The 23,572-nt window shown below is 61.3% G+C and carries 16 protein-coding genes and 1 tRNA gene; 8 read left to right on the forward strand and 9 right to left on the reverse strand.

What is annotated here, in order from left to right:
- Positions 1–1,812: NACHT domain-containing protein (locus ACFMO7_RS12900; protein WP_376795893.1), on the reverse strand; the 1,812-nt coding region annotated here is incomplete at its 3' end.
- A 566-nt stretch (positions 1,813–2,378) separates the two neighbouring features.
- Positions 2,379–2,451: transfer RNA gene (locus tag ACFMO7_RS12905), tRNA-Arg, on the reverse strand.
- 307 nt (positions 2,452–2,758) lie between these two features.
- Here ACFMO7_RS12905 and ACFMO7_RS12910 point away from each other — a divergent pair.
- Positions 2,759–4,033 (forward strand): M16 family metallopeptidase, encoded by a 1,275-nt coding sequence (locus ACFMO7_RS12910; RefSeq protein WP_376795894.1) that lies wholly within the window; start codon positions 2,759–2,761, stop codon positions 4,031–4,033.
- Between the two features lie 191 nt (positions 4,034–4,224).
- Here ACFMO7_RS12910 and ACFMO7_RS12915 read toward each other — a convergent pair whose 3' ends face one another.
- The 7 genes from ACFMO7_RS12915 to ACFMO7_RS12945 all read right to left on the reverse strand — a co-directional run bounded on the left by ACFMO7_RS12915 (position 4,225) and on the right by ACFMO7_RS12945 (position 12,976).
- The gene (locus ACFMO7_RS12915; RefSeq protein ID WP_376795895.1) at positions 4,225–6,087 is read right to left on the reverse strand and encodes an ATP-binding protein; all 1,863 of its coding nucleotides are present in this window, start codon (positions 6,085–6,087) and stop codon (positions 4,225–4,227) included.
- A gap of 292 nt (positions 6,088–6,379) precedes the next feature.
- The gene (locus tag ACFMO7_RS12920) at positions 6,380–6,805 is read right to left on the reverse strand and encodes a hypothetical protein (RefSeq protein WP_376795896.1); all 426 of its coding nucleotides are present in this window, start codon (positions 6,803–6,805) and stop codon (positions 6,380–6,382) included.
- A 364-nt stretch (positions 6,806–7,169) separates the two neighbouring features.
- The gene (locus ACFMO7_RS12925; RefSeq protein ID WP_376795897.1) at positions 7,170–7,787 is read right to left on the reverse strand and encodes a heme-copper oxidase subunit III; all 618 of its coding nucleotides are present in this window, start codon (positions 7,785–7,787) and stop codon (positions 7,170–7,172) included.
- Positions 7,788–8,036: 249 nt separating this feature from the next.
- Entirely contained in the window at positions 8,037–8,441 is a 405-nt protein-coding gene (locus ACFMO7_RS12930; RefSeq protein WP_376795898.1) for a hypothetical protein, read from the reverse strand.
- Positions 8,442–8,622: 181 nt separating this feature from the next.
- On the reverse strand, positions 8,623–10,308 hold the full coding sequence (gene ctaD / locus ACFMO7_RS12935; RefSeq protein WP_376795899.1) for a cytochrome c oxidase subunit I: 1,686 nt from the start codon (positions 10,306–10,308) through the stop codon (positions 8,623–8,625).
- Between the two features lie 216 nt (positions 10,309–10,524).
- On the reverse strand, positions 10,525–11,562 hold the full coding sequence (gene coxB / locus ACFMO7_RS12940) for a cytochrome c oxidase subunit II (RefSeq protein WP_376795900.1): 1,038 nt from the start codon (positions 11,560–11,562) through the stop codon (positions 10,525–10,527).
- Between the two features lie 424 nt (positions 11,563–11,986).
- Positions 11,987–12,976 (reverse strand): cytochrome c oxidase assembly protein, encoded by a 990-nt coding sequence (locus ACFMO7_RS12945; RefSeq protein WP_376795901.1) that lies wholly within the window; start codon positions 12,974–12,976, stop codon positions 11,987–11,989.
- A 303-nt stretch (positions 12,977–13,279) separates the two neighbouring features.
- Here ACFMO7_RS12945 and ACFMO7_RS12950 point away from each other — a divergent pair, with 303 nt between their 5' ends.
- From ACFMO7_RS12950 to ACFMO7_RS12980, 7 genes are all read left to right on the forward strand, one after another.
- Entirely contained in the window at positions 13,280–15,136 is a 1,857-nt protein-coding gene (locus ACFMO7_RS12950; protein WP_376795902.1) for a heme o synthase, read from the forward strand.
- A gap of 10 nt (positions 15,137–15,146) precedes the next feature.
- Positions 15,147–15,812, forward strand: coding sequence for an SCO family protein (locus tag ACFMO7_RS12955; RefSeq protein ID WP_376795903.1), 666 nt, complete (start codon positions 15,147–15,149; stop codon positions 15,810–15,812).
- A gap of 352 nt (positions 15,813–16,164) precedes the next feature.
- Entirely contained in the window at positions 16,165–16,977 is an 813-nt protein-coding gene (locus ACFMO7_RS12960) for a BON domain-containing protein (RefSeq protein ID WP_376795904.1), read from the forward strand.
- Between the two features lie 636 nt (positions 16,978–17,613).
- On the forward strand, positions 17,614–18,201 hold the full coding sequence (locus ACFMO7_RS12965; RefSeq protein WP_376795905.1) for a hypothetical protein: 588 nt from the start codon (positions 17,614–17,616) through the stop codon (positions 18,199–18,201).
- Between the two features lie 176 nt (positions 18,202–18,377).
- On the forward strand, positions 18,378–19,313 hold the full coding sequence (locus ACFMO7_RS12970) for a protein phosphatase 2C domain-containing protein (protein WP_376795906.1): 936 nt from the start codon (positions 18,378–18,380) through the stop codon (positions 19,311–19,313).
- A gap of 23 nt (positions 19,314–19,336) precedes the next feature.
- Positions 19,337–21,355 (forward strand): tetratricopeptide repeat protein, encoded by a 2,019-nt coding sequence (locus ACFMO7_RS12975; protein ID WP_376795907.1) that lies wholly within the window; start codon positions 19,337–19,339, stop codon positions 21,353–21,355.
- Between the two features lie 116 nt (positions 21,356–21,471).
- The gene (locus ACFMO7_RS12980; RefSeq protein ID WP_376795908.1) at positions 21,472–23,403 is read left to right on the forward strand and encodes a protein phosphatase 2C domain-containing protein; all 1,932 of its coding nucleotides are present in this window, start codon (positions 21,472–21,474) and stop codon (positions 23,401–23,403) included.
- Positions 23,404–23,572: the final 169 nt, after the last annotated feature.

Below are 23,572 nucleotides of genomic sequence, written 5' to 3' on the forward strand. Positions count from 1 at the left end.
CTCGACCTTGCCGCTCTCGCTGACATAGCAGGCCGCGCAGTACTCCTGCAGCGTCAGGTGGAGAAAGCCATAGAGATCCTGACCTTGCTCGCGCAACAGCCCACAGTCGTCACTGAGAGACTTCAGCACCTGGCTGGCCAGGTCCGGTCCACTGAAGTGCCAGAGACGTGGTAAAAAGTTGGCGATCCACTCTTCTAAGGCTCCCCGCGGCGCATAGCGCCAGCCACGCACATGCATATGCCAGGCCAGCTCATAGAGCAAATGGCGGTGATGATCAGGACGCAGCTGAAGCGGACTCCCCATGCGCCGAATATTGCGCTCGCGATCCCAGCGCTCCAGTAGGAGCGCCACACACTCCTTATAAAGCGCGGCGCGCCGTGCCGGCAGCTCGCCGCTATCCCTATAGACCAGCACGATCAGAGTCAGCAGCAGCGGGTTGGCCGCCAGCGTCAACAGATGTGGCTGCTGGCGCAACTCGCGGAGCAGGCGTTCACCCTCAGCAACGATCTCAGCCCTATTCTCTCCCTCTTGCAAGAACCAGCGCTTGATAAACTGCTCAATCTCCTGCTCACGGAAATCGAGCACATCCAGCTCATCGAAGCCGGTCAGGCGGCGATGCAAGCGATAGCCGGCGCGGCGTGCCGTCACAACCACAGCAGAGCGATTGGCCAGCCGCTGCACCGCCTCCACCACCCGGCGATAGCTCCCCTCGGCCTCCTCGGCAGACTCGCCAATCAAGGTCTCATCCAGTCCATCGAGCAAAAACAGCGTCTTACCTGCCTCAAGGCGTGCACGTAGATAGAGGGCCACCTCAGTTTCCTCAAGCCCGTAGTCCCCGTAGTCACGTGCCAGACGCCAGGCCGCATAGCTCAGCAAATCCTTCTGATCCGAGGCCGCGAAAGCATTCAGGCTCAGGTAGATCGGCACCGGCGGCAGGTCTGGCCCCTCACCCCGCAGAATGCAGATCGCCAGATGGCGCAGGAGCGTTGTCTTGCCGGCCCCTGGGTCGCCCAGAATCACACAGCGCGGATGGCGACGAATGGCCTCCTGTGGCTCCAACGCTTCCGAGAAACGCCGCTCCAGGCGCTGCCACTGGCGCTGCATTACCTGCAAAGGATCAAACTGCTCGCCGCGCTCCTCAGCACTGAGATAGCGGCTCTCCGGCTCCTCATGCAGACGCAGGCGAATATAAATCTGCTCGATCGGGAAAGCTGTACGCATCCCCAGCACCTGTAGCAGGGTCAGGCTTCGATCCTCCAGCAACGCCCGCCGATAGCGCTCCTCGACGCGAGCACAGAGCGCCTCAAGCTCCTCCGCACTCATATCCCTGGCGGCCTCCGCCTGACGTTCCTCGCCCGTCTCCAGCGCCGCGCAGATCACCTCTGCCACCCTGACCCAAAGCTTATCTCGCCAGGCCTTCTTCATCTCGGCGCAGCTCTTTTGATCTACAAACTTCAATTTTGCAAACGGAGTTCCCTCCAGAGAGCAAGCCCGAGCCAGCACTGGAATCAGCGTCAGTCGGCCCATCTGCCACTGTTGCCAAAGCAGTTTCAGTTCCTTCTGCTCTGCAGCCTCCCCACTCAAGAGTTCTGCGCTCACCAGCACCACCGCCACTCGCGCCCGTTTAGCAGCCTGCTCTATCTCTCTGGCGCGCACTTGTCCGGGAGGCACATCGCGGGAGGCAAAGCAATGCAGCCGTGAGCCAGGAACCGATCCCTGCAAATGCCTCTTCAGCTCCTCCAAGAAGCGTCCATCCTGATCAGCAGCACAGAGAAAGACCAGGGCCTTTTCAACTTCCGCCGCTGTAGCCATTACCGATCACCTGCCTCTGTTCAGGATCGTGACAGCCGTCGCTCTCTTCGAAAGGTATGCTTCTTCTATTTTAGCATGAAAGAAAAAAGAAAAAGAGCCTTCATGAATTATGGAAGACAGCGAAGGACCGAAGGTCTAGCACCCAGCGAGCCTGTTGACCTGACAGACCAGGCGGCTATCCTGGTCAGGCGCTGGCTCCACAGCCGCGGAGAGGTCTCGCCAGCTCAGGAAGAACAAGACCGAAGAGGCACCAAAAAAAGTAAAGGTGGTCGAGGCTTACGGACGCAGCAGCTACTCAGAGAGAGGACTGGAAGAGCGGCGCCGGCAGTAAAAGCAGCCATCACTGCTCGCCTGATGGCGGCAGGCTACCCGGGCACAAAACCGCCACAGGGTTCCATCGCAGCGGTCTTGTTATCGAGGAGACCAACAGAACATTCCGGCCTATGTTGCGCCAGGAAGGCCGCTTGAATGCCGAGAAAAGCGCCCCGCATTTGCAAGCAAGGCTGCCCCTGGCTATTGCTCTGGACAGAAGTGGGGGGTTCTCCTCACAAGCAAGAGCAAGGAAGTGGGGCCGAGAGGAATCGAACCTCCGACACGCGACTTAGGAGGTCGCTGCTCTATCCACTGAGCTACGGCCCCTTCAAACTCCTCAGGCGGGAACGGGCACCAAAACCCTTATGGCAGTACTATTTCAGAGGGACAGGCCCATGCTTGGCCATCCGTTAAACAAGGCAGAGTACAACTTGCATCGTAGCATGCTGCTAGGGCTTTGTCAAGTGTGGGGGGCAGTAGGGCTACTGCCGGGCAGAGAAGCACCTCACCTCTTGATCATGCCGGCCCTCAGCAGAGAGGTCAGGCCCCTGCTCATTTGACAGTCGCTCTTGGCAGGGGCTATCATGCTAGAAAAAAGAAGATCTGAGGCTCCTGTTCACACGGAGGACGAGCAATGACAGACTCCATCACCGTCGGTCGGGATGTTTTCCATACCTACCGCCTTAGCAATGGTCTGCAGATCGTGGGCCAAAGCATGCCCGACTTCGAATCGGTTTCCCTCGCCTACTACGTACGCACCGGGTCGCGCGACGAGCACGACCCCGCCATCGAGGGCGTCTCGCACTTCCTTGAGCACATGGTTTTCAAAGGCACTCAGCACCTGGACTGGCAGCAAATCACCCTCGAATTCAACAAAATTGGGGCCGAGCTGAACGCCTTCACCTCGCACGAGGCCACCATGTACTTTGCGCGCGTCCTCGGCGAATACTGCGAGCGGGCCCTCGAACTACTCAGCGACATGATGTATCCGCGCCTGGCCGAGAGCGACTTTGAAACCGAAAAGGAAGTCATCATTAACGAGATCGCCCGCTCCGAAGACCAGCCCTACAATCTGGCCTTCCGGCGCCTGGCCCAGACCTATTTCCACAGTCATCCCTTGGGCCACGACGTCCTCGGCTCCCGCGAAAGCATCCGCAACATGCGCATCGAGCAGATGCGCGACTACTGGCAGCGACGCTACGGGGCCAACAATATGATCCTGGCCGTCGCCGGTAACTTCGACTGGGAGCGCTTTGTCGACAAAGCCGAGCAGCTCTGCAGCGGCTGGCGCACCGGTGAGAGCGGGCGTGAGCTGCGGCCTTTCGAGCCGGCCCACTCGATCAACAACATCATCGTCGACCCGCGCCTTAAGCAGGAGATCGTTCTGCTGGCCATGCCCTGTGTTGGCATCCAGGATCCCGACTACTACGCCGCCGCCCTCGCGGGAAGCATCCTTGGCGACACCGACGGCTCGCGCATCTACTGGAACATCTATCAGAAGGGTCTGGCCGAATCGGCCAGCGCCGGCCTCTGGGCCCTCGAAGACACCGGCATGCTCTTGCTCGAAGCCAACTCCACCCCAGAAGAGGCTCCCCGCGTCCTACATCTTCTGCGGGCCGAGCTAGAGAGCCTCCTTGAGGACGGCATCTATGAGGACGAACTGCGCCGAGCCAAAGACAAATGGATCAGCAGCATCGTCCTCAGCAGCGAATCGACCTTTACCCGGATGCGCACCCTGGCCTCAGACTGGGTCACCGAGGGCCGACTCATCAGCATCGACGAAGAGATCGAGCGCGTCGAGCGCGTCACCGCTGACGACATCATGCGCACCCTGCAGCGCTTCCCCCTACGCGACAAGCAGGTGCTGGTCGCTCTCGGTCCCCTGAGCGAAGAGCAGCTTCTCGACTGAGAGCGAGAGTCTGTCAACCGCGGCGCGTCCGGCCAATCTCTCCCTCCGTCGCCAGCCAGAGGCAGCGGCAGCCAGGAGAGCCAGGCAGGACAGCGGAGAAAAGCCTCGGCCCCAGCGGTTCAGGTGGAAAACGAAGAAGAAGAAGAAGGAGACGCGCGAAGGCAAGCAAGCGAGAGCGGAGCGAGCCGGACTCAGGCGGGCAGGCGGGCCAGCTTATACCCTACATCCGGCACAGTCAGAATATAGCGCGGATGGCGCGGGTCCGGCTCAATCTTGCGTCGCAGGCGACTGACATAGACCCAGACAAAATCTATCTCGCGGCTATACTCTGGTCCCCAGACCTTCTCTAGCAGCAGCTCGTGGGTCATCACCATCCCGGCATGCTGCGCCAACGTGCTCAGCAGGCGATACTCCGTGCGACTCAGCTGAACCGGCTGCCCATTGACAAAGACCTGATGCTGAGCGTAATCGATCAGCAGATCGCCCGTACGGAAGATGCGCTGGTGCCTGGTTCCCGCCGCACTTTCCTGACTGCGCCGACGAAGGCGGCAGCGCACCCGCGCCAGCAGCTCCCGCAGGTGAAAAGGCTTATAGACCAGGTCATCGGCCCCAGCATCCAGGAGACGAATCCCCTCCTCCTCATGTCCGGCAGCACAGAGCGCAATGACTGGCGTCTCGGCAAACTCGCGCAGACGGCGCAGCAACTCCAGGGCAGCAACGTCGACCAGATCGGCCAGCAAAATCAAATCTGGCTCTTGCAGATCGAGCAAGCGGAAGAACTGAGCACTATGAGTGGCCACCTGGACCTGACACCCCTGCTCCTCCAGGTGAGCGCGCAGGTAGCGAGCAATGCGGGCATCCTGCTCAGCCAGCAAAACGGAGGCCAGGCGCTCACGACGCCCTCCCCCAGCGCCCTGGCCTTGAATTGCGGGGCTTCCAGGAGCCAGGGCTGGCAGAGCTTCCGCTTCCAGGCTGGCAGCGGGCAGCTCTCCTGCCGCCTGCAGGGGCAAGGTAAACGAGAAGGTTGCCCCCTGGCCTGGACCGGGCGAATCGGCCCAGATTCGTCCTCCATGCGCCTCCACTGTTGCCCGTGCCACTGCCAGCCCGAGGCCACTCCCCTCCTCTGTTCCTCCCTCCTCAGCTTCCTCGGCGCCCTCACGTGGCAGGCGATAGAAGCGCTGAAAGATGTGCTCCAGATGCTCCTGGGGAATGCCGATTCCCTGATCGGCAATGCTCACTCGCAGCTCAGCCCCCTCGACCTCTACCTCCAGGCGAATGGTGCCCCCACCCGGCGAATAGCGCACCGCATTATCCAGCAGATGGTTGAGCGCCTGCTCTATGCGCAACGGATCGCACGGCACGGGAGGTAAAGAAGGAGGCACGCGCAGAATAAAGCGATGGCCGGGAGCTGAACGCTCCCGCTGCTCCACCAGGCGACGCAGCAACTCCTCAAACTGCACCTGCGCCAGGCGCAGCGTCTGCGTCCCGCTATCGAGGCGCCAGACATCCAACAACGTATTGAGGATCTCGTGCAGGCGATCGGCCTGAGCATCGATCATCTCCAGCATTTCACGCTGCACAGCCGGGTCCCAGCGCCGCGACGAGCCGAGCAAGGTCGTCGCGCAGCCCTTAATAATCGCCAGAGGCGTCTTCAGCTCATGGGCAGCCAGGGCCAGAGCCTCCGAACGCGCCTGAGCAGCCTCGCGCTCCAGCGTAATATCCTCTAAGAGCAGGCCGCGGCCCAGCAAGCGACCATCACTGCCATGGAGAGGAAAACTATGGACCCGTAGCCAGCGAATCGCCGCATCCAACAGGGCAAGGTCCGCCGACCCGTCCTGATCAGGATGCTCCCAGAGGCGATCGAGCGCCTCCCGAGCGCGTGAGGGATCAGCAGCCCGCGCCAGCAAACGCGCGCGCACATCGACTGTCGACCCGACGGCCAGTTCCCGCTCCTCACAGCCCAGCAGCGCGCGCGCCCGCCCATTCGCGCAGGCCAGCCGCCCACGCCCGTTCAAGAGCAGCAAGCCACTGCGCAGATTCTCTGCAATCTCCATCAGAATGGCTTGCGCACCGGAGGGCATCAGCGCAGCGGCGCTCGCAGTTCGGTGGGGAGAAGTATCAGACGCGCTACAGGCGGAGAAAGACAGACACTCTTCAGAACGACGGTCAGCGTTGCCCGTGTCCGCCCCATCTCTGGCGGCGCGCTCCATGAAACGAACACCTTTCCGCATTGCCGCTATGATCGATGAGTACTCATGAATATTCTAGCAAGACGGTCAAGGCTTAAGGTAGCGTGGCCAGATGAGCGAGCAAAGCGAGCCAGCGCGAGCGGACAACGAGGAAAAACTAATGCAGGCTAGCCAAGCCCACAATCAGCAAAAGATGCAATAGCATACCGATGATGAGGGTCCACGCAATAAACATAATGGCGCGATGGTCATGGACAAAGCGACGAACGCGGGGAACTGAGGGGGCGGACGCCGGGCGCCGCTCGGCGGCGACCAGGCCCAAGGCGATGCGCAGGCGCAGGGGCGAGCGCACCGGCGAGCGGCTCATCTCAGCGAGCAGGGCACGATAGCAATCGCGACACAAGACCCAGGACTGGCGCGGCTCAGGCGCACCCTCGGGCTCCGTGACTGCAATCGCCTCCAGCGGAATGCGCTGAGTGCAGACCGAACAATTGCGGATGATGCGCTTTCTTGCCCGTGGTGACTGCGTACCCTCGTCGAGGCTGTGCGAAGACAGGCTGCCGCTATGCTTAACCTCTCCCATGAGTGGCGATTCCTTTCCAAAGCTCGCCGGTCCAATCAGCACTTCGCTAGCGACCAGAGGACGATCGCAGGCTAGGGACTTTTCGCCCCACGTCTCTAATTGTATCACATCGCTGGAAGGGTTACGCATCAAGCGCGGAAGGGCGATCCGGCGAGCCGCAGATAACTGGCGCTCGGTGGATCGCCCTTCCTTCCCTGGCTAGCTTTAGCTATGTCTTCTGACACCTACCATCGAGAGAGCTGACGGACAGCTCGCCGCTGCTGGCCAGCGGACGCCCCAGCCCTCGACCGCCAGGCGATCGAGGCTCGCTCAAGCGACAAGGCAAGTGCGACCGGTTCAACCAACCCAGCAGCGTTCCGCTCTCCTAGCCGCGCAACAGCGGCAGGAGATAGACGATGCTAAAGACAAAGACCCAGACCGCATCGACGAAGTGCCAATACATCTCGCCGGCCTGGAAAGCGAAATGGCGCTCCTTCGTAAAGTGACCGTTGAGGGCACGCACAAAGACAATCAGCAGGAAGATCAGGCCGACGGTCACGTGTAGGCCGTGGAAGCCGGTGAGCGTAAAGAAAGCCGAGCCGAAGAGCTGGCTCTGAGGCGTAAAGCCCTCGCTGATCAGAGAGCTATATTCGTAGACCTGACCTCCCAGGAAAATAGTGCCCATCACGATCGTCGCCAACAAGCCCCAGATCAGGCGCTGCTGATTGCCCTTCTCGATGCCCTTGGCAGCAATATAGTGAATGGGGGCACTACTCCCCAGCAGAATGACCGTATTGATGAGCGGATACCAGATCTCGCTAGGCAGATGCCAGCCGTGGCCGCCCTGACGAATCTCCAGATAGAGATAGGCGGCGATCAGATTGGCGAAAATCAGCGCCTCCGAGGCGATGAAGAACATCATGCCCCACCAGCCGACGCTGCGCCCACCTTCATCATGCACCTGCTCCAGAGCAGGTATCCCCTCGCGATAGGCAACACTCATGCTCCGAAATTCTCCTGACTGTTCTCTCTCCAAGAAGCTAGATAGAGATGATCTTGCCGCCAACCTCCTTCTCGCGGGAGGCCCGTACCTGCAAGATCGCCAGATCAGCGCCGGACGCCAGCCAGCGGTAGGGAGTCCCGCTGGAGCGCCCCATCTTCTCTATCCTGACCTGAACTGAAAATGTCGTTGTGCAAGAGCAGATCACCAGGCAACGGAGGGAACCAGCTGCGCCGCCCTCTTCATCCCCCGCTAGTAGCGCTCCAGGCCCCAGCCGACGACAGCCACCACGATCAGCACAGCGCCGCCCACCAGCACCGCCGGATGAGTCACCACCCCCAGGCAGGCCAGAGCAATGGCCAGAGCCAGCACGAAGGGCCAGAGACTGGCATGGGGACCGCGGGGCGCTTTGGCGCCTGGCTGACGTGGCTGGCGCGCCTGAGAGACCTGAGACCGATCGCCTGACCCTTCAGCCTCAGCCTCTGACTGCTGCCCCGCTGTACGCTGCAACGTCTCCTCCCCCCTACCTGCCCCCTGAGGTTTCTGAAGGTGCCCGTTCTCGGCAGCCTCCTTTTCCGCCGCTTCTTCTTTTCCCTCCCTCTGGCCGTGCGGGTCCGCGGCGGGGAACTTCTCCTTCTGCTCTTCTTCGTTAATCACAACACGCCTCACTCATGCGGCAGCCAGGCCAGCCCACCCCCAAAGGCAGGTGAGCCAGCCCTCCTCGGTGGAGGGCGCCGGTTTCATCCGCGCACTGGGCCACCAGAAGCAAAGTCTGTCGGTCGGTCCAAACGCCGGCAAGAACACGGCGCGGCGCCCCCCACCTGGCGTCGCCACGCCATCAATGGACGGCCACCTTCCAGTCCGCCGTCTCAGGATTCTTCTTATCGTAGAACGGGCGACGGCTGCGCACCACAGGGATCGTCTTGAAGTTGTACGGCTCTGGAGGAGAAGCCGTATCCCACTCCAGCGTGAAGGCATCCCAGGGATCGCTCCCCGCCGGCTGACCCTGGCGCAGGCTGGTTACAAAGTTGAAGAGGAAGACCAGAATGGCCACCGCGATAATGAAGGCGCCGACCGTCTCCAGCAGATTCAACTCGTTCCAGCCCAGATCGGGAGCATAGGTATAGATGCGGCGCGGCATCCCGAGCAGGCCCAGAATATGCATCGGGAAGAAGGTCACATTTACCCCGATCAGCATCAGCCAGAACTGGACCTGACCCAGGCGCTCGTTGAGCAGCTTGCCCGTCATCTTCGGGAACCAGTAGAAGATCGCCGAGAAGATGGCGAAGACCGCCCCACCGAAGAGCACATAGTGCAGATGCGCGATCACAAAGTAGCTGTCGGTCACCTGGTAATCGAAAGGCACGATCGCCAGCGCCACCCCGTTGAGGCCACCGATCAAGAACATGGCCACAAAGCCCAGGGCAAAGAGCATCGGCGTCTTGAACGAGAGCTTACCGCCGTAGATCGTCGCCAACCAGTTGAAGATCTTGACAGCCGTCGGGATAGCGATCAGCGTGGTGCTCGTGGCGAAGAAGGCCTGAGCCACAACCGGCAGGCCCACGGCGAACATATGATGGGCCCAGACCGTAAAGCTCAAGAAGCCGATGGCCACACCCGACCAGGCCACGAAGGTATAGCCGAAGATCGGCTTACGCGAGAAGACTGGCAGAACCTCCGAGACGATGCCGAAGGCCGGCAGGATCAGAATATAGACCTCGGGGTGACCGAAGGACCAGAAGAGATGCTGCCAGAGCAGCGGATCACCGTTGAAGGCCGCCTGATAGAAATGCGTACCCAGATGGCGATCCAGCAGCAGCAAGCCCGAGGCCGCCGTCAGGCTGGGCAGGGCGAAGAGCAGCAGGAAGGAGGTCACCAGCGTCATCCAGACAAAGAGCGGCATGCGGTTAATCGTCATGCCGGGCGCGCGCAGCTTGAAGATGGTCACCACGAAGTTCAACGCGCCCGCGATCGACGAGATACCCAGCAGCAGCACGCCCAAAGCCCAGAAATCCATATTGATCGAGGGCGTGGCCGGGATACAGTTCACCCCCTGCACGCCGCACTCAGTCAAAGGAGCATACGCGAACCAGCCGCTGTCTGGTGCCGCATGGAACAGGAAGCTGGACTGGAGAAAGAGACCGCCAAAGAGCACGATCCAGTAGCCGAACGCATTCAGGCGCGGGAAGGCCATATCGCGCGCCCCGATCATCAGCGGCACCACATAGTTACCAAGGCCGGTGAACATCGGCATCACGAAGAGGAAGATCATCGTGGTGCCGTGCATCGTAAAGATCTCGTTATAGGTTTGAGGATCGAGCACCTTGCCATCCGGCAGTGCCAACTGCGTACGGATCAGCAAGGCCTCCAGCCCACCGACCACGAAGAAAAAGAAGGCCGTGACCATGTACATGATCCCGATCTTCTTGTGATCGGTGGTCGTCAGCCACTGGCCAACATACGTCTCGCTAAAGCGCTTCTGTCGGACCAGAGCAGGACGCTCAACAATGGTACTGGTTGCCATGGAAAATCCTCCGAATATCCAATCAGCCCCTTCAGGCAAACCGGGGAGGCCAGTTCGATTACAAGCAAGCTAGAAGGCGGCAGGCAGAGCCACCGCTCGCTGGTCAGAGCAGCGCGCTGCGGCTCCCGCTCGCTGGCCTGACTGCCTCCATCTCAGTCGCTTTATCAGCCAGGCGGCCTATCCCTATTCTCGCCTCGCTGTGATGCTGCTGCCGCCTTACTTCAGGCTTTCCAGGTAGGCCACCAGATCATTGATCTCGGACTGAGACAGACCGAGATTGGGCATATCGTTCCCCGGCTTTACCGCCTGCGGATCTTGCAACCACTTCGCCAGGTTCTCAGGCGTATTCTTGAGCACGCCGCCAGCGATCAAATCGCGGCTACCAAAGTGCGTCAGATTGGGGCCGACCAGCGTCTGCGGCTGCGTATTGAAATCGTTGAGGTTAACCCCCACAATTCCGTGGCAGGCCGTGCACCCCTTGGACTTGAAGAGTGCCAGCCCGCGCGCATACTGCGGATTGTTGGCCGCCGCCTGCTGCTGGCCGCTGACCCAGGTTGCAAACTGGTCCGGCGGCAGCGCAATCACATTAAAGGCCATATTGGCATGCTGCAGGCCGCAGTACTCGGCGCACTGGCCGTGGTAGGTTCCAGGCTTATCGACGCTAAACCACTTCTCGTTGTCGTGGCCGGGCACGACATCGGTCTTGCCCGTCAGATTGGGCACCCAGAAGCTATGGATCACATTGTTCGAATAGAGCTTGACGTGAACCACGGTCCCCGTCGGCACCACCAGATCATCGGCGGTAATGACCTTCTGGGTCGGATAGTCAAACTCCCACCACCACTGGTGGCCGACCGCCGTGACCTCCAACTGCTGCCCACCTGTGGGGATGGTATCAACCTGGAACATCGTGCGGATCGTGAAGACCAGCACCACGAAGAGGAAGATCGAGGGCGCCACGGTCCACACGATTTCCAGGGTCGTGTTCCCATGAATCTGGCGCGGCGTCGGCATCCCCGGACGCTCGCGGAAGCGGATGATCGACCAGATCAGAATCCCCTCGACGACCACGAAGACAAAGGTAGCCACGCCCAGGATAAACCAGAAGAGATTGGCTTCATCCTGAGCGACCGGCCCCGCCGGGTTGAGGATCGAGGGGTTGCCGCCACAGGCGGCGAACAGGAGCGAGGATAAGAGCAACGTCAGGAGCAACAGCCCCCAACGTGTTTTCCCTCGAAATAGCGGTATCCTCACTGCTCGCACTCCTCAATTAGACAGAGATTAGCGCTCTAGATAATTATAGGTCTGCCCCGTGGGGGCCTTCAACCAGCCAGAGCGCGCGCAGGCCCCTCCGCTCGCCTGCCTTGCCTCCTCCACGGGCCAACCAGCTTGCTCACCGAAGCCGAGTCGGCTCAGCTCACCGCCCACCCACAGCACAGCCACACCCGCCAGCCTCGCCAGCCAGCGCACGGCAGACCTGGCGACCTGTCTCCCTTCCTCGCCTCTTTCGCCCTCTTCAGACGAAGCGGCAGTAAGGCGACAGAGCAGGCCCAGTCTGGCAGATCAGTCTAGCGCCCTACCCTGACAGAGAACTTGCAGGACGGAAAGGGAACCTTACAGTGACCTGAATGCAAGCCCCACCCCAGACAGTTGGTCCCGGGCGCGCCTCAAGCCGCTCTCAAGATCGCCGCTCGCCGGGACGCTCGTAGGTGGAAACGGAAGGCGGCAGGCTGGCCCCCGTCTCTCTCTCTCGCCGCTCCTTACCAGCCTCGCCCCCACTGCCCCCCTCTCCAGAGCCTGCAGAACTTTGGTCGCCCGCCGGCTGAGCCGAGCGCCCCTGCTGCTCTTGTTCCTCCTGCAGCCAGGCCAGACGCTCGCGTTCGGCCTGGCGCCGCTCCTGGTCGAGCATCCAACGAATAAAGAGAACGCTCATCAAGACGATGACCAGGATGTTGGCGGGCACCCACATAATCAGTCCGCCAATCTGCTGGTCGGTGGCCGCTGAGATGCCCCAGATACGCGGCGCCGCCAGATAGGGGGCATAGAGCGGGGGCACAAAGGTCAGCCCCGCCCCAAGCAGGACCATCGGCATCCCGCTGAGAAAAAGATAGAGCACCTGGCCCGGCAGGGGCAGTGGTCCTAGCTCGCCCTCCAGCGGACTCAATACCGGCCACCAGAACAGGAAGCTAAGGGCGATAAAGGTGAGATGCTCGAAAACGTGAATCCACTCATTTTCCAGCGTGGCGTCGTAGAGCGGCGGCGCATGCCAGAGAAAGATATCGGCATTGAAGAGAAAAAAGGTGACAACGGGCAAGGTCAGCACCCGGGCCAACCGGAATAGCCGACGGTTGCGCAGCAATGGAGTAAGGAGCCAACCGGGCAGACCCCAGAGCATCATTGGTGGAGCCACCAGCGTGATCAGCAGGTGCTGCAGCATATGGGCGCTGAAGAGATAGTCATCCCCTAGCTCATCCAGCGGCGACACCAGCGCCAGAAAGATGACCAACACGCCCAGCAGAAAGACAATCGCCCGGCTGCGCTTAACGGGAGGGCCCAGCTCGTATTGTCTGCGCAGTGGCCCAATGGCGTAGAGGTAGAGTACGGCGATCGCCACGCAGCCGACCACCACTGAAGGAATAAAATGCCAGGCTCTCAGCCAGAAGTCCATTGCCCCGCTCCCAGTGCGCAATGATTGCTGCCTTGCAAAACTGCTAAAGCGCGGCTTCGCTTAGCCGTCCTGCCTTTCGACGACTCCGACAGTCTTTGGCTCACCTGCCGCCGAACTGTCCGTAGATACTATAGCAAGGGAAAGCAGCGGCGACAACAGCGTTCAGGCAACTGTAAGGTGCGCCTCCCTGCCTGTAAGGACAGTATCAGGTTCAGGGCCGACAATACTGACAGTGTTCTTAGCTGGACCGAGCGGGCTATTATTGATTCTGTAGAGACTCTTGATCGGGAGCCTGTAGCTGTTATGAAGATTATACGCCGTATCGCATGGGTCGCGGTTGGTTTCACATATTTTCTGGTGGCTCTGGGGGGGACGGTGCGCGTCAATGACGCCGGCCTGAGCTGTCCCGACTGGCCGCTCTGCTACGGTCGACCTTTTGTCTTCCCAGATATTCGTACTCTGCTGGAGGAGTCGCACCGCTATACGGCTTCGATCGTCAGTGTCCTGATCGTGGCCCTGGCTATTTGTGCGTTGCTCTGGGCACGTAAAGAGCGGCAGGTGCTGGTTCCCGCCCTGATCGCTCCCGTCCTGCTGATCGTGCAGATCGTGCTGGGGGGCCTGACGGTACTCTGGAAGCTGCCCCCTGAGATCATCACCGCCCATCTGGCTACGGCCCTGGCGATCTTCGCAACGGTGATTACGATCGCGGTCATGGCGGGCCAGCCTTCTCCGAGCCAGGAGCATCCGGCCCAGACTCGCCGTTTCCTGCGCCTGGCCCTGACAACGGCCTTGCTGGTCTATGGCTTGATGTTGAGCGGCTCTTACGTTGTGGGCAGCGGCGCCACCTTCGCCTGCACAAGCTGGCCGCTCTGCGGCCAAACCCTGCCCGGCATGGCGCGTCTGGGAGATATCAATACCCTCCATCGGCTGATCGCGACGATCGTGGGGTTGGTGGTAGCCTGGACCCTCTACTCGGCCTGGCGCCGGCGCCGTGTCGCTCCCGGCCAGGCCCGCGTGGCGATAGCTGCCGCCCTGCTCTTTATCTTGCAGTCCCTGGTCGGTGGAACGATCCCCCTGCTTGGTAGCGGCTCGCTGCACTTCGGCAGCATCCCCAATCAGGACGCGGCAACCTTTATGCGCGGTCTCCATCTGGCGGTGGCAAGCGCTGTCTGGGGCCTCCTGGTCCTTCTGGCCGTTCTGGCCGCTCGCCAGTTGCGCGCTGTCCCCCAAGGGGCCGAGCTGGAGCGGCTGGAGGCCGCCGAGGCTGCGGCCCGCGAGAGCGTCAGCCCTCTGCGCCAGACGATCTCGGGCTATATTGATCTGATGAAGCCTCATGTCACCGTGCTGCTGCTGGGAACAACGGCGGCGGCGATGGCCATCGCCTACCAGGGCCTGCCTCCACTGGGCTTGACACTGGCCACGCTGCTGGGCGGCGCGCTGGCCGCAGGCAGCGCCAATGCTATCAACTGCTACTATGATCGCGATATCGATAGCATTATGTCGCGCACCTCGCGGCGCTCCCTTCCCGCGGGGCGCGTGCAGCCGCGCCAGGCCCTGATCTTCGGGATTGCCCTGGGCGTGGCCTCCTTCTTGATCCTGGCCCTCTTCGTCAACCTGCTGAGTGCGGTCCTGGCCTGTGGCGCCATCCTCTTCTATGTCGGCGTCTACACCATGTGGCTGAAGCGGACGACCGCCCAGAATATTGTCATTGGGGGAGCCGCCGGCGCGGTTCCTGTCCTTGTCGGCTGGGCGGCGGTGACTGGAACCATTTCGCTGCCCGCTATCTGGCTGTTCGCGATCATTTTCTACTGGACTCCCCCTCACTTCTGGGCCCTCTCGCTCTTGATCGAGAAGGACTACGAGAAGGCCCACGTGCCTATGCTGCCGGTTCTCTTCGGCGAGCAGGAAACGCGCAAGCAGATCTTTCTTTACTCGCTCTTGCTGCTGGCCGTGACGCTGGTGCTTTTCGCCATGCGGGCCATGAGCTATCTCTATCTGGTGGCGGCTCTGATTCTGGGGGGCATTCTGGTCTACATGGCTCTGCGCCTGCTGTGGGATAAGCAGTCACGGCGCTGGGCCCGTACGTTGTTCTGGTATTCCAACTGCTATCTGGCGATGATCTTTGCCGCAATGGTGCTGGATCGCGTCATTTTCCATTAGGAGCAGAGCTGTGAGGTGGCTGAACTGGCGTCTGGCTTCGCGCCTTTCGGTCTTGACGATGGCGCTGCTGGTGGTGCTCGTGGTAGCTGTGCTGAACCTGCGGGCCGGCCAGGGAGAGAGCGCCAACGGGCAGCCCACAGGTCAGCCCACTGCCAGTAGCTCGGGACTGCAGGGGACGCTGCTCGATGGCCGGCCTGCTCCTGGCTTCCAGCTAACGGATCAGTTCGGTCGCTCGGTCTCGCTGGCTGAGTTCAAGGGGAGGCCGGTGGTCATTACTTTCCTCTATACTCACTGCCCAACGGTCTGCCCTTTGACCGCCGATAAGCTGCACACGGTCATGCAGCAGCTTGGCGCCGACGCCCAGCGGGTAGCCGTGCTGGCTGTCAGCGTCGACCCGGTAGGCGATACCCAGGCCGCCGCTCTGGCTTTCTCGAATACGCACAAGATGACCTCCTACTGGCATTTCTTGATCGGTTCGCGGGCGGCTCTCTCACCCATCTGGCGCGCCTATAGCATCGATGCCGAGGCGGCTGCCGTTAACAGCAGCAGCGGCGCGGTATCCCATACGGCTGTACTCTACCTGCTGGACAAGCAGGGGCGCGAGCGCGTCCTCTTGAGCGATGACTTCGCGCCTTCGCAACTGACCAGCGACTTGCAACTGCTGCTCAAGGAATAAAGGGCAGCCCGGCAGGCCCGTGTGGAGCAGAGCCGGAGCACCCTGGCCGGAACGGAGACCAGCTAAGGCGAGGGCAGTCCCTGAGCCAGGTGGCTTCGCGGCAACCGGCTGAGCAGCTCGGCGCGTCAGAGGCAGGGCATCGGCTCGCCTCTTACCTGCCGAGCTGCTCAGGGGCAGGGCATAAGCAAGGGCCAGCCCTAGACCAGGGAGGGCCGTTCCGCCCCTCCTGGGTCTGGCTTGCAAGAACGTTCCTGTCCTGTTATCCTTAAAAAAGGAGGGGACTCTTACAGGCCGTTGGCACTTGTACGTTATTTATTCTGCAGTAGAAAGATTCCGCGGAGATGCGATAAGTATGGAAACTCACCTGCAAGGCATCAATCTCGCGACAGGTGACCTGACCGCTACCCTCCTTCCCGCCTATGAGGAGGAGCAGGAGGGGGCCGGAGAGCATCACCTGCCTATTCCTAGTTACTGGCCTCTGATCGCCAGCGTGGCGATCTTTGTGACCTTCATCGGCCTCTTGATCGTGGAGCAGACGCCGGTGTTGGCCCTGCTCGGCGCGCTGGGGACACTGATCGGGATTGTCGGCTGGGGAGTGGAAGACCCGCAGGCCCACGCTCATGCCGAGGCCTATCCCGGTTTTGGCGCCGATGTCGCCGAGGGCGAGGTCAGTCCTCTGGCCGAGGCGGTGCGCGAGCAGGCGCAGGAGATTGTTGATCGCCTGGTGGTGCGCGGCGATCTGGCCTGGAGCGCTCACCCGGTGAACGTGGAGGTCGAGCAGGAGGGCGTGGTCTTGGCCCTCTACGGCAAAGTGGAGCTGGAGGCCCAGAAACAGGCTATCGAGGAGGAGATTCGCAAGCTCCCCCATGTGATCGATGTGCGCAACTTCATTATCGCCGAGGACGCCATCCTCAATGAGGCGAACCGCCGCCTCGCTAAGTTGCAGGAGGCGGGCAAGCTGGAGGGCGCCAGGGACCTGCGGGTGCTTGTCGAAAACTATGTGCTCCATCTCTACGGCGAGGTGCCAACGCGCCAGATGAAGTACCTGCTGGAGGACGACCTGATCCAGATTCCCGGTGTGCGCGTGGTGGTGAACCACATTGGCCTGAATGAGGATATCCCGGGCGAGCTGGGTCGCACCAAGGGGAAGGTTGGTAAAGGCTAAGCCTCCTCTATTGCCCGGAGCAGCTCTCGCTCCCCATCTGCAGGTAGGCCGGTCGCTCGTCAGTACAAAGGACGCCCGCCAGGCTATCCAGTTGGGGAGCCTGCTGGCGGCAGGCAGCCCTCTTTCCTCTAAGCAAAACAGGATTAGGCCGCTGGCCACTCTACAGCTCGCCCCTGAGTTGCAGAACAGGAAAAACGGCGAGCAGAGGCTTTCGCTTTTGCTCGCCTCCTTTGTTACTCGAATGGTTCCACCACGGGCCGACCTCCCCGGCCGGCTGACTATGGTCTGAGGCCTTTTTGAGAGAGCAACGGCCAAAAAGCGCGCGAGGCAGGCACGAGAACGAGAAGGCTACTATCCCCCAGCACTCAGGCTACCTGGCTGCCCTGAGCAGCCCCCGCCCGTCTTGACTGTAACTGCAGACTGTGCCGAAACGTATCCTTATAGAGGAATAGCCCTGGCCAGGTCCGCTTCTCTCGACGCCCAAACCCGGCAGAGGAGCAGCGACAGGTGACGGCGCTACCCGGGCTTCTAGCCCATCGCGCCACGGCTCATGATGAGCCGCCAGGAGAGATGACGATCTGCCCGTAGAGATGTTGCTATAGAAGGCGCTAGACTGCCAGCAGGAGGCAGAGAGCTATGGCAGATCTGCCCAGTCGGACCGTGCTCCTGATTGAGCCAGAGGCCCCACTGCGGCGCCTGATCGCTCTGGGTCTGCAAGCAAGGGAGATCAGAGTCGTGGCGACCGATCCCCAGCGTTGGCCCGCCCGCTCGTCCGACTGCCAGCCCGCACTTCTGATCGTGGACATCGATACAGGTCGCTGGCAAGATGCTTCTCTGCTGCAGGCCGTGCGCAGCCAGCCGCGGTTTGCCGGGACGGCGATCATCGTCTTGTCATGGGAGGCTCCCTCCTTCCCCCTGGACGAACACATGCTGTATGTGCGCAAACCTTTCGATGCCCGCTTCCTGCATGCATTAATCGAGGAGCAGCTTGCGACTCGTCTAGTGGAAGCCGAGGGAGCGGCGGCCCACCAGGCCAGCCTCTGCCCGCTGATGACCGCTGCCGGCTTGCTTTTGATCATTGTCGGCCTGATGGCGCAACTGGTGATTGCGGGAATAGGCCTGGCGATCGCGCTGGCCGCCCTCCTCTGCTGGACATTAGGCTGGCAGCCATGCCCATACCGGCCTTCCTCCTGGCTACAACCTTCGCACCCATGCCACGTATAGACTAGTGTCAAGGCTAGATGATACAGTAATAAGAGTTTGCTGAACCCTTCTTAAACGACGTGGGAAGAGGCGGTCTGTGCCTTTCATCACCTCTCTCTAACTCAAGAAGCGTTATGCTATAGCAAAGACACAGCGAAATACGGGCAGCAAGGCCCGCCTGCATGAGGTACTTGACCATGCCACTGAAACTGCTTGCCGCGGATAAAACCGATGTTGGTCGGCAACGTGAACAGAATGAAGACTGCGCCTATCGGCGGATTAGTCCGGAGGGGAACGTCGCCCTTTTCATCGTCGCTGACGGCATGGGGGGCTACCGCGCCGGGGAGGTCGCCAGCCGCCTGGCGGTAGAGACCATCAGCCAGGCACTGGACAGCTTTTTCCAGCCGATCAGCGAGCAGCCAACAATTCGGCTTGCCCCCCCCATCGAAGAGCAGCCGACCGTCAGGCTTCCCCCCCCAGCCGCCGAGGAGTCCCAGGCAGGTAGCAGCCACCAGGATCAGGCCGCCATTCCCCAGCAGCCGACCTCTGAGCAGCAGGGCCGGCTGACGGTCAGGCTGCCCGAAACACCGCTGCTACGCTCCGTCGAAGAGCGGCTGGTCAGCGCAATCAGGCAGGCCAACAGTGCTATCATACACCACGGCGAGCAGCGAAGGGAAGCGCGGGGCCTGGGGTGCACCGTCACTGCCGCCCTGGTCTACGAGGGCACAGCCTACATTGCCAACGTCGGCGACAGCAGGACCTACCTGCTCCGTGAGGGTCAGCTCAAGCCCTTGACTCGTGACCATTCGCTGGTGGCCAAGCTGGTCGAGGCTCATCAGATTTCGCCAGAAGAGATCTATACCCATCCTCAGCGCAACCTCATCTATCGCTCGCTGGGGGCGGGCCGCCGGCAGGTGGAGGTGGACGTCTTTCAGGAGCGCCTGCAGCCCGGCGACATGTTGCTCCTCTGCAGCGATGGGCTTTGGGAAATGGTCCGCGACGATGAAATCTGCAAAACCTTAAGCGAACGGAAGTCCCTTCAGGAGATCTGCGATCAACTGATCGCTCTGGCCAACGCACACGGAGGCGAAGACAACATCACCGCCCTGGTCGTGCGCGTCGAGGCGGCCTGAAGGCGGCTGAGGAAGAAAGCGCTATGGCTCTCCCGATCGGCACAATTCTTGATGGTAAATTCCGCGTTGTTGAAGTGCTCGGCGAAGGTGGAATGGGCACCGTCTACAAGGTCGAGCAGGTCGATCGCCCCGGCTTTTATCGCGCCGTCAAAGAGCTGCTCATCAACCCAGGAATGCCAGAAGAGGAGCGCAAGGCCGCCATCGAGCGCTTCAATAAAGAGATTGATCTAATGTTCAATCTCAAACACCCCAACATCCCTTCCCTGATCGTCAGCTTCCAGGAGCGGGGCAACTACTACTTCGTTATGGAGTTCGTTCCTGGCAAAAGCCTCGATAAGATCCTGGAAGAGAACAAAGGGCCGCTCGATGAGCAACTGGTCATTCGCTGGATGATGAAGGTCTGCGAGGCGCTGAGCTACATCCACTCGCGCAATCCGCCGATCATCCTGCGCGATCTCAAGCCAGGCAACATCATGATCACACCCGAGGGCGATGTCCAGCTGATCGACTTTGGGATCGCGCGCCGCTTCAATCCCAACAAGCGCACGAACACGGAGAATCTGGGCACCATCTCTTACGCCTCGCCCGAGCACCTTGGCTCAATCACCGCTCCGGGCCAGAAGCGCTCACCTCAGAACCGCGGCCGTCTCGTGCAAACCGACGCCCGTTCGGACATCTATTCGCTTGGGGCTACCATGTATCACCTGCTAACCAACCAGGAGCCGGAGCCAATGCAGACTCCGGCCCCGGGCAGCATCCGGGCCAAAAATCCCAGGCTGCGCACTATCCAGGTGGACGGACGCATCATTTGCCCGATCGAGCAGGTGATCATTAAAGCCATGCAGCAGGATCCCACCCATCGCTTCCAGAGCGCGGAGGCCATGCGCGTGGCCCTGCAGCAGTGCCTGCCCGGCCAGGCGGCGCCCGCCACCATCCAGATTCCTGCCATCTCGCCCAACGCCACCATCGTCGTGCCAGCCGCACGCGGACAGGCCCCTGCCCCCGCGGCGCCACAGCCCCAGGCTCCCTCTCCCGCACCCCAGGGACCAGGGCCGATCTGTCCCCGCTGCGGCCTGCAGAATCGCCCTGGGGCCAAATTCTGTAAGCGCGATGGCCAGCCCCTCTTTCAGGGGGCGGCAGCCGTCCCTCCCAACGTGCGCATGCAGGCCCAAGCCTACGCCTCGCTGCCAGCGGGGGTTGTGCGCCAGCCTATCCGCGCCCGCCCTGTCTCGGCTGGCGCGGCAGTTAGCAACGATCCGCTGGCCTTCTATCGACGGGGCCTGCAAGATCTCAATAACCGACACTATCTTGAGGCGATCGAGGAATTCAAGCAAGCGCTGGCCCTCGGACGCCCTACCTATGACGTGCTCTACAACCTGGCGCGGGCCTATCGCCAGTATGCCCAATCCCTGCGCGATAAAGATGAGAAGCAGTTTCAAGAAAACATGACACATGCCGCCGAGTACTTCGCCCAGGCGGCCAACAACCGGCAGAACGCCCTGGATGCCTACTTCCAGCTCGGCCTCTGCTATCTCGACCTGGGCCTCTACCCCAAGGCGGAAGCCGCCTTCAAAGAGGCCCAGCGCATCGCACCCCAGGACGCGGCCATCTATTATCAGCTGGGACAGGTGGCTATGAAACAGGGCTACCACCGTGAGGCCGAGGGCTACCTGCTGGAAGGTCTCAAGATCAATCCCGATCACGCCCTCATCTTGCTCGCGCTGGGCCGCCTGTACAGCGAAACGCGCCAATATAACCAGGCGATCCGCGTCCTCCAGGAAGCCACGCGTTGCGACCCTGCGCACGTAGATGGCTGGTACGAGCTGGGACGCGCTCACCTGCGCGCCAACCAGTGGAACCAGGCGCTCAGCGCCCTGGAGCAGGCTCGTCAACGCGATCCCGAACGGGCCGAGATCTATAGCGCTATGGCCACGTGCTACCAGAAAATGCGCAAAAAGGTGGAAGCCAGACAGATGATCCGCGAAGCCCTGCAGCGCGATCCCAATAACGCCGAGGCGCTGCGTCTGCAAAAGCAGCTCTGATTGATCTATGGCTTTATATAACTGCCAGGGTAGCAAAAACCATCCCCAGCCACTCCTGAGCATAATAGCAGGAGAGGAGAGGACCGAATCCGTCTCAGAGAGCGAGGAGAGCAGGTATGATCTGTCCAGTTTGCAGCACGCCCAACCGCGACGATGCCAAATTCTGCAAAAGCTGCGGGCGGTCTCTTCCCAGGGAAACCCCCACAGGCGAAAGCGCCCCCGCCTCCGAGCAGCCTGGCCGGGAGCCTTCTGCCTCCACTGCCGAACGCATCGCCGCCAGCCCCAGCCAGGAAACGGAAGATCCCAGCCTGGCCCCAACGCTGATTCTTACTCCAGAGCGCATGATGGCCTACCATAGCCAGCGCTGGCAGCGCGAGCTGGAAGAGGCCGAACGCCAGGAGCAGCAGGAGCACCAGAGCAACAGCCCAGGAAAAGAGAGCCGAGACGTCGCCGACCTGCCAACTATCCTATTGGCTCCAGGAGGCAGCGAGACGGCGCGCGAGCCATCGGGAGCCGCCGAGACTGAGCAGTCCGGCCCCCGGCAAGCCGCGCCCGGCCAGAGAAGCGGGCTGGCAGAGCCAGAACCGGCGGCAGAGCCAAGCATCCCGCAGGGCAGCCTCGAGCCAGCAGGCCCCTCGCAGGCTCAGCCCCAGCCCTCGGGAGGCCAGGGGAGCGAGCAGTCTTCCGCTGGTGCTCCAGAGGGTCAGGGTGCAGCGGAGTCGGCAGCAGAAGCAGAAACACCCGCAGAAGGGACAAACGCGGTGGAACAGCCAGCCACACCAACCACAGCAGATCAACCTGCTCAGCAGGAGGCCCCCTCTGATCAGGCAGCCGCCTCCGAGCGAGAGAGCCAGCAAACAGGGAGCACGACCGCAGAAGCCACCACGGCCTCATCGGCTAGTACGGGGCCCCTAAAGAGCGGTACAGTTGTTGGAGGGCGCTACCTGATCAACGAACTTCTGAGAGAAGAGGAACACGGACGTATCTACCAGGTTACTGACCAGCAAGGCTACCAGCGCTGCTGGAACTGTGGCAGCCAGGAGAACGCAGAGGGAGACGAATTCTGCATCAATTGCGGCGCCGAACTGCTGGGAATGCCCTACCTGCTGCACGAATTCAGCGGCGAGCGAGCCAGTCCCGAGATCCAGGTTACGGGCGGCAACATCGTTGAGACCTTCATTGAAGGGGGGCGCACCTATGCCGTTGAGCAGCCGCAAGCCGAACGCGATCCCTTCCCCGAGGGGGTACACCTGATGGCCGCCGCTCTCTCCGACGCCGGTCTCGTTCGCCGGGATGAGCCGAACGAGGACAGCACCCTGGTGCTGCATCTGGAGCGCTCTCACGAGTCCATCTCTCAACCGCTGGGCCTCTTCATCGTTGCTGACGGCATGGGTGGGCACGCCAGCGGCCAGCTCGCCAGCCGTGTCGCCGTCAACACCATCGCCGAGCGTATCGTGCGCGACCTGCTGGCGGCGCCCCTGAGCGCAGAAAAAGAGAGCCAGCAGCCAGTGTCTCCGGCCGACGAGGATCAGCTTGTGCGGCTCCTCCAAGAAGCCGTTGAGGAAGCCAACAGCCGCCTCTGCCAGATCAACCAACAGAACAAGACCGACATGGGCTGCACCCTGACCGGTTTTATGATAGTGGGACGCCACTCGTATATCGTTAATGTGGGCGACAGCCGCACCTACATGGTCCGCGGCGGTCAGCTCTATCAACGGACAACCGATCACTCGCTTGTGGGGCAGCTTGTGGCCGGCGGCCTGATCCAACCCGACGAAGTCTACACCCACCCGCAGCGCAGCCAGATTTTCCGCAGTCTGGGCGACCGTCCCAACGTGCAGATCGACCTGTTCAAGCAGGAGCTGTACCCGGGCGACATCCTGCTGAGCTGCTCAGACGGGCTTTGGGAGATGGTACGCGACCCACAGATCGAGAGCATTCTCAACGCCGCCCCGGATCCACAGACAGCCTGTGCCCAGTTGATAGAGGCAGCCAATGCAAATGGGGGAGAAGACAACATCAGCGCTGTTGTGGTTTTTGTACGTTGAACACTATGATATACTGAAGGCTGCCACTAATGAAAGGAGCTGATAGACTATGCCTGGTGAGGTAGTGCTGGCGTATCAGCTGGGGAAGGACTACATGCCGGTCACCGGTGGGAGCCAGCTCGCCTATGTCCTGCTGGAGGCCAAGCCCACCGAGATGATGGCCCAGGTC

The organism is Thermogemmatispora sp. (genome assembly GCF_042408735.1).
GTDB lineage: Bacteria > Chloroflexota > Ktedonobacteria > Ktedonobacterales > Ktedonobacteraceae > Thermogemmatispora.